This is a genomic window from Streptomyces sp. NPDC028928, from assembly GCF_055564915.1.
Window position 1 is genome coordinate 220,124 of sequence record NZ_JBVHVI010000002.1, and the last position, 10,806, is coordinate 230,929.

10 protein-coding genes and 1 tRNA gene are annotated in these 10,806 nt (G+C 70.4%); 4 read left to right on the plus strand and 7 right to left on the minus strand.

Going from position 1 to position 10,806, the window contains the following annotated elements; genetic code table 11:
* From ACZ4U1_RS06880 to ACZ4U1_RS06895, 4 genes are all read right to left on the minus strand, one after another.
* Positions 1 to 73: transfer RNA gene (locus ACZ4U1_RS06880), tRNA-His, on the minus strand.
* A gap of 104 nt (positions 74 to 177) precedes the next feature.
* A complete protein-coding gene (gene orn, locus ACZ4U1_RS06885; protein ID WP_467900515.1) occupies positions 178 to 780 on the minus strand; it encodes an oligoribonuclease in 603 nt (200 codons plus the stop codon).
* Positions 781 to 937: 157 nt separating this feature from the next.
* Entirely contained in the window at positions 938 to 2,161 is a 1,224-nt protein-coding gene (locus ACZ4U1_RS06890) for a helix-turn-helix domain-containing protein (RefSeq protein WP_467900517.1), read from the minus strand.
* 378 nt (positions 2,162 to 2,539) lie between these two features.
* Positions 2,540 to 2,809 carry a hypothetical protein gene (locus ACZ4U1_RS06895; RefSeq protein WP_467900519.1) on the minus strand — a complete coding sequence of 90 codons (270 nt, stop codon included), beginning with the start codon at positions 2,807 to 2,809 and terminating at the stop codon, positions 2,540 to 2,542.
* Between the two features lie 315 nt (positions 2,810 to 3,124).
* Here ACZ4U1_RS06895 and ACZ4U1_RS06900 point away from each other — a divergent pair, with 315 nt between their 5' ends.
* Positions 3,125 to 3,652, plus strand: a complete 528-nt coding sequence (locus ACZ4U1_RS06900) for a universal stress protein (RefSeq protein WP_053710488.1) — start codon at positions 3,125 to 3,127, stop codon at positions 3,650 to 3,652.
* Between the two features lie 116 nt (positions 3,653 to 3,768).
* A complete protein-coding gene (locus tag ACZ4U1_RS06905) occupies positions 3,769 to 4,329 on the plus strand; it encodes a GPR1/FUN34/YaaH family transporter (protein ID WP_467900522.1) in 561 nt (186 codons plus the stop codon).
* 64 nt (positions 4,330 to 4,393) lie between these two features.
* On the opposite strand, the gene glmS is transcribed toward ACZ4U1_RS06905, so the two are convergent.
* Complete coding sequence (gene glmS, locus ACZ4U1_RS06910) at positions 4,394 to 6,211, minus strand: glutamine--fructose-6-phosphate transaminase (isomerizing) (protein WP_467900524.1); 1,818 nt, start codon at positions 6,209 to 6,211, stop codon at positions 4,394 to 4,396.
* A gap of 26 nt (positions 6,212 to 6,237) precedes the next feature.
* Positions 6,238 to 6,495, minus strand: a complete 258-nt coding sequence (locus ACZ4U1_RS06915; protein ID WP_467900526.1) for a hypothetical protein — start codon at positions 6,493 to 6,495, stop codon at positions 6,238 to 6,240.
* A 165-nt stretch (positions 6,496 to 6,660) separates the two neighbouring features.
* Between ACZ4U1_RS06915 and ACZ4U1_RS06920 the strand changes: the two genes are divergently transcribed.
* Positions 6,661 to 8,226 (plus strand): purple acid phosphatase family protein, encoded by a 1,566-nt coding sequence (locus ACZ4U1_RS06920; protein ID WP_467900529.1) that lies wholly within the window; start codon positions 6,661 to 6,663, stop codon positions 8,224 to 8,226.
* A gap of 22 nt (positions 8,227 to 8,248) precedes the next feature.
* Here the strand turns inward: ACZ4U1_RS06920 and ACZ4U1_RS06925 are convergent, their stop codons facing one another.
* Entirely contained in the window at positions 8,249 to 9,121 is an 873-nt protein-coding gene (locus ACZ4U1_RS06925) for a DUF4429 domain-containing protein (protein ID WP_467900533.1), read from the minus strand.
* Between the two features lie 63 nt (positions 9,122 to 9,184).
* Here ACZ4U1_RS06925 and ACZ4U1_RS06930 point away from each other — a divergent pair, with 63 nt between their 5' ends.
* Positions 9,185 to 10,786 (plus strand): beta-N-acetylhexosaminidase, encoded by a 1,602-nt coding sequence (locus ACZ4U1_RS06930; RefSeq protein WP_467900535.1) that lies wholly within the window; start codon positions 9,185 to 9,187, stop codon positions 10,784 to 10,786.
* Positions 10,787 to 10,806 lie beyond the last annotated feature (20 nt).

Here is a 10,806-nt window from a genome sequence, read left to right on the forward strand (position 1 = left end):
GGTGAGTGACGGGACTCGAACCCGCGACATCCTGGACCACAACCAGGTGCTCTACCAGCTGAGCTACACCCACCACGACCGGCTGTTCGAGGAGTGTTTTCCCCGACCGGCCGAGAAGAAGTCTACAGGGTCCGAAGGGGTGCTCGCGCACAGGTTTTCGCGCGGCCCCGGTGACGGCTACTGCGCGGGCAGGACGTGCTTGGCGGCGATCGTCTTCGCGGTGTCGGAGTCCGGGCCGGGCTGCGGCACGAAGATGGCCTCGCGGTAGTAGCGCAGTTCGGCGATCGACTCGCGGATGTCGGCGAGGGCCCGGTGGTTGCCGTTCTTCTCCGGGCTGTTGAAGTACGCCCGCGGGTACCAGCGGCGGGCCAGCTCCTTGACCGAGGACACGTCGACGATGCGGTAGTGGAGGTAGTCCTCCAGCGTCGGCATGTCCCGCAGGAGGAAACCGCGGTCGGTGCCGACGGAGTTGCCGCACAGGGGCGCCTTGCCGGGCTCCTTCACGTACTCCCGGACATAGGAGAGGACCTGCTCCTCGGCGTCCTGCAGGGTCGTACCGTTCTCCAGCTCGGCGAGCAGCCCGGACGCGGTGTGCATCTGACGGACCACCTCCGGCATCGTCTCCAGCGCACGGGCCGGCGGCCGGATGACGATGTCGACCCCCTCGCCCAGCACGTTCAGCTCGGAGTCGGTGACGAGGGCGGCCACCTCGATGAGAGCGTCGTCGGACAGCGAGAGGCCGGTCATCTCGCAGTCGATCCACACCATGCGATCGTTCATGCGACCACCCTAAAGCGGACCTGAGCTTTTGGGTGCCCCCTGTGACGGGGGCCGCGGGTCCGGAGAAGCCACCGGTACGGAGAAGCCACCGGTCCGGAGAAGCCACCGGTACGGAGAAGAGGGGGCGAGCATCCGCTCGCCCCCTCTTGCTCTGCGCTCAGCTACCGCTGCGCGGCCCCGGCAGCAGTCCCACCGCTCCGGCCGCGGCCCGGCGGGTCTGCATCGGCACTCCGCCGTCCCGGTGCTCGTGCAGCAGGGCGGGCGGCGGGCCGCCCACCGGTCCGGGCCCGGACAGGCCCGCGGGCGCGCCCTGCTGGCCGGGCTGTGGCGCCGTCGGTTCCGTCTCACCCGGCCTGTCGCCCTGCGGCCGGCGGGCCCGGTAGGCGGCCCGGTAGGCGGCGGGGGACGAGCCGAGCTGGCGGCGGAAGTGGCCGCGCAGGGCCACCGGCGAGCGGAAGCCGCACCGGCCCGCCACCTCGTCCACGGAGTAGTCCGACGTCTCCAGCAGCCGCTGCGCCTGCAGCACCCGCTGCGTGATCAGCCACTGCAGCGGAGCGCTCCCGGTGAGCGAGCGGAACCGGCGGTCGAACGTACGGCGGCTCATGTAGGCGCGTGCCGCCAGTGTCTCCACGTCGAACTGCTCGTGGAGGTGTTCCAGCGCCCAGGCGACGACCTCGGCGAGCGGGTCGGCGCCGATCTCCTCTGGTAAAGACCTGTCGAGGTAGCGCTCCTGTCCTCCGGACCGGCGCGGCGGGACCACCAGGCGGCGGGCCAGCGCGCCGGCCGCCTCGTTGCCGTGGTCCGTCCGCACGATGTGGAGACAGAGATCGATTCCGGCCGCCGTACCCGCCGACGTCAGGACGTCGCCGTCGTCGACGAACAGTTCCCGTGGATCCACGTGGACCGACGGGTAGCGCTTGGCCAGCGTCGGTGCGTACATCCAGTGGGTGGTCGCCGGGCGGCCGTCCAGCAGTCCGGCCGCCGCGAGCACGAACGCGCCCGTGCACAGCCCGACGATGCGGGCGCCTTCCTCGTGTGCCCGACGCAGCGCGTCGAGCGCCTCCTCCGGTGGCGGTGAGGTGATCGAACGCCAGGCCGGTACGACGACCGTCCCGGCGCGTGAGATCGCCTCCAGCCCATGCGGTGCGGTCAGTTCCAGGCCCCCTGTGGTCCGCAGCGGGCCTTCCTCGCCGGCACACACCAACAGGCGGTAGCGCGGCACGCCGGCGTCCTGGCGGTCGATCCCGAACACCGACAGTGGAATGGAACTCTCGAAAATGGGGCCGCCGCTGAACAGCAGCACCGCGACGATCTCCTTGCGGCGTCGCCCGGACAGTTTCCGGGCTGCGGCGTCCGGCGAGGCAGTGGAGTCGTGGCTCATACTGCTAAGCCCCCCTCGGTGGTCGCGGCTCCTCGGTTGTGTCGCTCCTGCACGTTTCCCCTCGGTCCTGCACGAGTCCCCCGCCGTAAGACAGTCAAGATCGAATTTACTGGCTCCCGCGATCGCGCGGTGACCAGTTCCCCACGCGGCACATTGTCGACATGACAACTTGGCGTGAAGCATTCGATCACGAAGCGTTGCACTCGCGAGGCGCGCAGGGAAGTGCGCCTTGTCGCAGTGGCCAAACCGCGTAGGGTGCGCAGCGGCCCGTAGACCCTTTCCGTGCAGGTGGAACGGGGGTTGGAGGGTGGTTGGGACCCCTCCTGGCCGATATCGAGAAGTTGGCTGAAAAGCAGCGTTCGAAGGCGCGGAAACAGGTCAGTCGACCGGTGTCTGCTCCCGGGTGTGACGTCCGCCTCTTTGCGCCTCGCAACGCCGGGCGCACTGCTCGGAGCGGCGCAGCAGCACCCGGCAGACGGCCGTGACGGCGGCGAGGCCCAGCGCGGTGCCCGTGGCGCCGGCCAGCGAGGTGCCGTACCAGACGAGCACCACGGGGACGAGTACGCAGCTGAAGGCCGCCCAGCGGATCACATCGCTCGCGGTGTCCGGCGCGGGGCGCGGGTCGCTGCTGGGGCGGGGTGCGGGCATCTCGTACTCCCTGTGGCGGTGGCTCACCCCGATTCAACGCCCGTCCGACCGCTCGGTCACCGCAGGCGCATCTGTGAATGCTGTGCAAACCGCCTGTACGGGGCAGCAACCATTGCGTTACGGGCGCGGCTCGTGCATGCTCCGGTGAACCCCTACGGACGTCGGGGGGCCGCTCACGGAGCGTGTGCGGGATCTGGGCTCAGGAGGCGTGCCGCCGTACCCTTGGGGGTATGGGCTTGGGAAGATGTTTCCCGGACACAGCTCCGCCGCACACTGTCGTCCCACCCATAAAAGGATCACAACGCCGAGACAGCCATGGCCGGTCACGAATTCTTCGAACCCGCGGACCGCAAGCGGCCGGTCGCCGATCCCACGGCGGCCGATCCCCTGGCGGCGGAAGAGTCACGCCCTTCCTGCGACCCCGCCTTCCGGCACGGAGTCGTCGTCGGCTTCGACGGCTCCACGTCCAGTGAGCGCGCCCTCGCCTACGCGATCGGCATGGCCCACCGGTCCCACTCCGGCCTGATCATCGTCCATGTGGCCAACCGGCTGCCCACCACCGTGTGGGCCGGCTGCGAGCCGCCGGTCTTCGTCGACGTGCCGGACCACCGCACGGAGGTCCTCGGGCTGGAGCTGGCCTGTGCGGACTATCTGGCCGAGGTGCCGTGGATCCTGGTCGAGCGGGGCGGTGACATCTGTCACGAGCTGGAGGAGGTCGGGCGGGAGTACGAGGCGGACGCGATCGTCGTCGGCTCCACGCACGGCATCGTCGGCCGGATCTTCGGCTCCGTCGCGGGACGGCTCGCCAAGCGGGCGCAGCGGCCCGTGATCGTCATCCCCTGAGCCTTTCGACTCCCTTGGTGCAGCACAGAACTACTCGCGCGTAGAGGTGGTTTGTGCCTTTGTGAAGGGCATATAGCGGTCACCGCGCACCTGCACCTGCACGAAGGGAGCCCGCCGTGGACAACGACGTCTCCGCGGGAATCGGAAACACCACCGTCGTCGGCCGACTCGCCCTGGGCATCACCCTGTTGGCGTTCGGCCTCGGTACGACCGGGGTCATCGACGGAGTGGCCACGTCCGACGCCGTGTCAGTGGCCCACTACGTGGGCGGAGTTGCCCTTTTCCTCATCGGTCTGCTGGCCTTGCGGGGCGGTGGCAGCGCCTCCGGCACGGGCTTCGCGGCCCTCGGCGCGCTGTGGTTCACCTGGGCGGTCGCCGGTCAGTCGTCCGCCAACGCGGCCGGGCTCTTCCTGCTCCTCTTCGCCCTCGTGGCGCTCACCCTGACCCTCGCCGGCGGGGACACCCTGGGGCAGCTCACGCACGGGCTGCTGTTCCTGGCGATGCTGGTGCTGGCCGTCGCGGCCTTCGCCGACAGTTCCTCCGTGGCCGAGGTCGGCGGTTGGGTGGCTGTCGCGTCCGGTGCGGTGGCCTGGTACGCGGCGACGGCCGCGCTCGCGCACTGGCCGACGGCCCTTCCGGGGCGTGCTGCGGGCCGGGGGGTGACGGCCGCCGGCTGAAATCGAGCAGCACGGAAAGGACCCCCACGTGATGGCTGGCACACGTGGGGGTCCGTTCTGTTTCCTACTCGACGGTCACCGACTTCGCGAGGTTCCTCGGCTTGTCGATGTCCCGGCCGAGAGCCTTCGCCGTGTGGTACGCCAGGAGCTGGAGGGGGATGCCCATCAGGATGGAGTCCAGTTCGTCCTCGTTCTTCGGGACGATGACCGTCTGGTCGGCCTTCTCCTGGTGCTGGTGGGCGACGGCGAGGATCTTGCCCGAGCGGGCCTTGATCTCCTCCAGGGCCGCGCGGTTCTTCTCCAGCAGGTCGTCGTCGGGGACGATCGCGACCGTGGGGAGGGCCGGCTCGATGAGGGCCAGCGGGCCGTGCTTCAGCTCGGAGGCGGGGTAGGCCTCGGCGTGGATGTAGGAGACCTCCTTGAGCTTCAGGGAGGCCTCGCGGGCCACCGGGTAGCCCCGGACGCGGCCGATGAAGAGCATCGAGCGGGCCTCGGCGTAGGTCTCCGCCAGCTGCTTGATCTCCTCCTCCTGCTTGAGGATCTCGGTGATCTGCTCGGGCAGCCTGCGCAGGCCCTCGATGATCCGCTTGCCGTCGCGCACGGAGAGGTCGCGGGTGCGGCCGAGGTGCAGGGCGAGCAGGGCGAAGGCGACCGTGGTGTTGGTGAAGCACTTGGTCGAGACGACGCAGACCTCGGGGCCGGCGTGCACGTAGATGCCGCCGTCGGCCTCGCGGGCGATCGCCGAGCCCACCACGTTGACCACGCCGAGAACCCGGGCGCCCTTGCGCTTCAGCTCCTGGACGGCGGCCAGGACGTCGTACGTCTCACCGGACTGGGAGACCGCGATGTACAGGGTGTCGGGGTCGACCACCGGGTTGCGGTAGCGGAACTCGGAGGCCGGCTCGGCGTCGGCGGGGATGCGGGCCAGCTCCTCGATCATCTGGGCGCCGATCATGCCCGCGTGGTACGAGGTGCCGCAGCCGAGGATCTTCACGCGGCGGATCTGCCGGGCCTCGCGGGCGTCCAGGTTGAGGCCGCCGAGGTGCACGGTGGAGAACCGGTCGTCGATGCGGCCGCGCAGCACACGGTCCACGGCGTCGGCCTGCTCGTGGATCTCCTTGTGCATGTAGGTGTCGTGGCCGCCCATGTCGTACGACGCCGCCTCCCACTCCACGGTGGTCGGCTCGGCCGAGGTGCGGGTGCCCTCGGTGGTGTACGTCCGGAAGTCGTCGGCCTTGAGGGTGGCCATCTCGCCGTCGTCCAGCGTCACTATCTGGCGGGTGTGGGCGACCAGGGCGGCGATGTCCGAGGCGACGAACATCTCCTTCTCGCCGATGCCGAGGACGACGGGGGAGCCGTTGCGGGCCACCACGATGCGGTCGGAGAAGTCGGCGTGCATGACCGCGATGCCGTAGGTGCCCTCGACCACCCGGAGGGTCTCGCGGACCTTGTCCTCCAGCTTCTCGGCCGTGGAGCGGGCGATCAGGTGGACGAGGACCTCGGTGTCGGTCTCGGAGAGGAACTCGACGCCGTCCGCCTCCAGCTTGCGGCGCAGGTCGGCGGCGTTGTCGATGATGCCGTTGTGGACGACGGCCACCTTCTGGTCGGCCGACATGTGCGGGTGGGCGTTCACGTCGGAGGGGGCGCCGTGGGTGGCCCAGCGGGTGTGGGCGATGCCGGTGGTGCCCTTGAAGCGCGCCGGGACCTTGGCCTCCAGGTCGCGCACCCGGCCCTTGGCCTTGACCATCTTCAGACCGGGCGTCTTCGGGGAGGTGACGACGATGCCCGCGGAGTCGTAGCCGCGGTACTCCAGCCGCTGGAGGCCCTCCAGGAGGAGGGGAGCTACGTCACGCTTCCCGATGTATCCGACAATTCCGCACATATATAGGTATCTCTCAGCCTGGCGTCTCAGCCGTAGACCATGCGGCGCAGCTGCCTGAGCGTCAGCTCCGGCGGCGCCACCGCCCGGTATTTCAGGTCCGCCTCGATCCGTTCGAAGATCTCCGCGTTCACCAGGCCCTGCGCCTGGAGTTCGCGGTGGCGGCGACGGACGAAGTCCTGCGTCGTCTCGTCGAAGTAGGCGAGCACGTCCTGGATCACCCGCAGCGCCTCGCCCCGGTTCAGGGGCGTGGACCTCGTCAGATGATCAACAAGTTCGTCGTGCACCCGGTAGATCCTGGAGTACCGGCGCCTCTTTCGCAAGAATCGTGCCCGATTCCGGGCAAGCACCTGTTGGATCTCTCATGGTGCGCTGTTCGCACGCTGTCCATCCTGCGTCTTGTGTCCCGTTGCCCGAGCGGACGAGTTTCAGACGCCATGGACATTCCTCGTATGGGCGTACCCGAGAAGCTGGCCGAGCGCATGAGCATGGCCGAGCAGCACGAGTACCTGCGCGCCAGATTCTCGCGGCGCACCATGATCAGGGGCGGTGCCGTCACCCTGGGCGCCGTCGCGGGTGGCGCGTTCGTGCCGGGTGCCACCGCCCGGGCCGTCGTCCCGGCCCAGCGCACCGTCACCTCCGCCGCCACGGTCGACGGTTCCCTCGTCGCCCCCTTCGGCCGCCACCTGGCCTGGGGCAACGACCCGCGCACCGAGATCACCGTCTCCTGGCAGGTCCCGGTCGCCGTCAAGAAGCCGTTCATCCGCATCGGCGCCCACCCCTGGGACCTCTCCCGCGCGATCGAGGCCGAGGTCCGCACCCTGTACACCCCGGCCGGTGTCGGCGCGAGCGGTGACCACACCCAGTACTACCTGCACGCCAGGCTGACCCGCCTGCGCCCCGGCAGGACGTACTACTACGGCGTCGGCCACCAGGGCTTCGACCCGGCCCAGCCGCACCTGGCGGGCACTCTGGGCACCTTCACCACCGCCCCCGCCCACAAGGCGCCGTTCACCTTCACCGCCTTCGGTGACGAGGGCGTCGGCTACCACGGCCTGGCCAACAACGCCCTGATCCTCGGCCAGAACCCGGCCTTCCACCTGCACGCCGGCGACATCGCCTACGGCGACCCGTCCGGCGCGGGCAGGACCACCGACACCGGGTTCGACTCGCGCACCTGGGACCAGTTCCTGTACCAGACCGAGTCGGTCGCCAAGCAGGTCCCGTGGATGGTGTCGTACGGCAACCACGACATGGAGGCCTGGTACTCGCCCAACGGCTACGGCGGCGAGGAGGCCCGCTGGACGCTCCCCGACAACGGGCCCGACAAGAGGAACCTGCCGGGCGTCTACTCCTTCGTCTACGGCAACACGGCGGTCATCTCGCTCGACGCCAACGACGTCTCCTTCGAGATCCCGGCGAACCTGGGCATATCGGGCGGAACCCAGACCAAGTGGCTGGAAGGGCAGCTGAAGAAGTTCCGCGCCGCCAAGGACGTCGACTTCATCGTCGTCTTCTTCCACCACTGCGCCTACTGCACCTCCACCGCGCACGCCTCCGAGGGCGGGGTGCGCCAGGAGTGGGTGCCGCTGTTCGAGAAGTACACGGTGGACCTGGTCATCAACGGCCACAACCACCAGTACGAGCGCACCGACGTCATCAAGGCCGGCAAGGTCACCAGGAAGCTGCCGATCGGCGGAACCGCCTACCCCGAGACCGACGGTGTGGTGTACGTCACCGCGGGCGCCGCCGGCCGCAGCCTGTACGCCTTCTCCGCCCCGGACTCCTACGAGGGCCACGAGCACGAGACCGACTCGGTCGCCTCGTTCGTGAACACCAAGGACGGCAAGGTCGACGAGACCGTCGCCTGGTCCCGGGTGCGCTACCTCGACTACTCCTTCCTCCGCGTGGACGTCACGCCCGCCCCGAAGGGCCGGCAGACCACGCTGAAGGTGTCGGGCATCGCCGAGACCGGCGACCGTATCGACCACTTCACGGTCTCCCGCAAGGCCAAGTAGGCCACCGGCGAGCAGGCGGCCCTCACAAGCGCTTGAGGACCGCCTGCTTGGCCAGGGTGAACTCCTCGTCCGTCAGCACCCCGTCCCGGTGCAGCTCGCCCAGCTCCCGCAGCCGGCGCAGCAGCACGTCGTGGTCGTCCCCGGCCGGCTCCGCGGCCCGCTGCGGCGGGATCTGAGGCACCTCGGGGCCGGCCGCCGAGGGATGCGGCAGACGCGCCTGCACGGCCGCCGCGACCAGGACCATCAGCGGATCCTTCTTGAAGCCCCACAGCTCGACCGCGTTCGGGTCGTACTTGGGCGGCACGGCGGCCGGGGCGCCGCGCACCAGGAACCGCAGATGCCCGTTCTCCAGGCCGGCCGCCGGCTGCCAGTCCACACCGGTGATCTCCGCGAGGGGGATGGTGCGCGGGCCCGAGGAGGCCTTGGCGTCCTCCGTCTTCCAGTTCCACTCCAGCCTCACCCGGTCCCCGTCGAAGCCCGCCGTGCCGTCCCCGGCCGAGACGGACACCGGCACCGACGGGCCCGGCAGCAGGTACGCGGTGACCGGGGCCGGGGAAACCCCGTCCAGCAGCAGGGCGTTGCGCACCTCGTCGGCGACGTACTCGGCGACCCCGTACCGGTCGGGCTCCACGCTCAGCTGATACGGGTCGTGGGCCTCGGCCAGCCGGCCCGCCGTGGCCTGGAGCAGCGGATCGGCGCCGTCGCGCAGCCGCAGCCTGAGCCGCCCCGCCTTCCGGCCCTGCTCGAAGGAGATCCCGGCCAACGCGCCGAGCGGTACGACGAGTTCGCCCAGCTCGCGGCGGAGCAGGCCCACGCTCTTGTCCCGGCCCGGTGTGATGCGCAGGGAGTCGCCGTCGAAGGCCCAGGTTCCGTCCTTCTGGATGATTTCCGCCATGCGGGGATTGTTCCACCCGATCTGCGGGACAGTTGGTCCCGACCACATCGGAAGGGAGCGCATGTGAGACGGCACCACAGCACGACTCCCCGAACACCCCGCGTCCTCGGTTCCCTGCTGCTGCTCGCGGCAGCCGGCGGCTTCACCCTCGGCGCGGCCCCCACCGCCCGGGCCGCCGCCCCCACCCCGCTGAACCGGGTGATCCCGGCACCCGCCTCGGTCACCCCGGGCGGAACGCCGTACCGCATCACCCGCGCCACCACCGTCCGCGTCGACGGCTCCGCCGAGGTCCGCCGCATCGGCGGCTACCTGGCCGGCCTGCTGCGCCCCGCCACCGGCTATCCGCTGCCGGTCACCGACGGCGGCACCGGAGGCATCCGACTCCGCCTCGCGGACGGCGACTTCGGCGCCGAGGGCTACCGGCTGCACAGCGGCGCCGGTGGGGTGACCCTCACCGCGCGCACCCCCGCCGGGCTCTTCCACGGTGTCCAGACGCTGCGCCAGCTCCTCCCGGCGGCCGTCGAGAAGAAGACCGTCCAGCGCGCGACCTGGCAGATCGCCGGCGGCACCGTGCAGGACCGCCCCCGCTACGCCTACCGCGGCGCCATGCTGGACGTCTCCCGGCACTTCTTCACGGTCGCCCAGGTCAAGCGCTACATCGACCAGCTGGCGCTCTACAAGGTCAACGAGCTGCATCTGCACCTCAGCGACGACCAGGGCTGGCGCATCGCGGTCGACTCCTGGCCGCGCCTGGCCTCCTACGGCGGCTCCACCCAGGTCGGCGGCGGCCGGGGCGGCTTCTACACCAAGGACGACTACCGGGAGATCGTCCGGTACGCGGCCTCCCGCTATCTGGAGGTCGTCCCCGAGATCGACATGCCCGGCCACACCAACGCGGCCCTCGCCTCCTACGCGCAGCTCAACTGCGACGGCGTGGCACCCCCGCTGTACACCGGCACCCAGGTCGGCTTCAGCTCGCTGTGCGTGCCCAAGGAGGTCACCTACGACTTCGTGGACGACGTGATCCGGGAGCTGGCCGCCCTCACCCCCGGCCGCTACCTGCACATCGGCGGCGACGAGGCGCACTCCACCAGCCACACCGACTACGTGACGTTCATGGACCGCGTGCAGCCGGTCGTCGCCCGGTACGGCAAGACGGTCATCGGCTGGCACCAGCTCACCGGCGCCCACCCGGCCCGCGGTGCCCTCGCCCAGTACTGGGGCCTGGACGGCACCAGCGCGGCGGAGAAGGCCCAGGTCGCGAAGGCCGCCCGGAACGGCACCGGCCTGATCCTGTCCCCGGCCGACCGGATCTACCTCGACATGAAGTACACGAGCAGCACCCGCCTCGGCACCAAGTGGGCGGGCCTGGTCGAGGTCAGACGGTCCTACGACTGGAACCCGGGCGCCTACCTCGCCGGGGCACCCGCCTCCGCGATCAGGGGCGTCGAGGCGCCGCTGTGGTCCGAGACCCTGACCACGTCCGCCGACATCGCGTACATGGCGTTCCCGCGGCTCGCCGGCGCGGCCGAGCTGGGCTGGTCCCCGGCGGCCACGCACAGCTGGACCGCCTACAAGGCGCGGCTCGCGGCGCAGGGCCCGCGCTGGGACGCCCTCGGCATCCGCTACTACCGGTCGCCGCAGGTGCCCTGGCCGGCGCGCTGACCGAGAAGCCGACGGGCACC

Bases quoted from the DNA above. Each gene is read 5' to 3' on its own strand.
- ACZ4U1_RS06900 (WP_053710488.1), top strand. From the start codon at position 3,125: ATGGCCGGTCACGAATTCTTCGAACCCGCGGACCGCAAGCGGCCGGTC.
- ACZ4U1_RS06895 (WP_467900519.1), bottom strand. From the start codon at position 2,809: ATGCCCGCACCCCGCCCCAGCAGCGACCCGCGCCCCGCGCCGGACACC.
- ACZ4U1_RS06920 (WP_467900529.1), top strand. From the start codon at position 6,661: ATGGGCGTACCCGAGAAGCTGGCCGAGCGCATGAGCATGGCCGAGCAG.
- orn (WP_467900515.1), bottom strand. From the start codon at position 780: ATGAACGATCGCATGGTGTGGATCGACTGCGAGATGACCGGCCTCTCG.
- glmS (WP_467900524.1), bottom strand. From the start codon at position 6,211: ATGTGCGGAATTGTCGGATACATCGGGAAGCGTGACGTAGCTCCCCTC.
- ACZ4U1_RS06925 (WP_467900533.1), bottom strand. From the start codon at position 9,121: ATGGCGGAAATCATCCAGAAGGACGGAACCTGGGCCTTCGACGGCGAC.
- ACZ4U1_RS06890 (WP_467900517.1), bottom strand. From the start codon at position 2,161: ATGAGCCACGACTCCACTGCCTCGCCGGACGCCGCAGCCCGGAAACTG.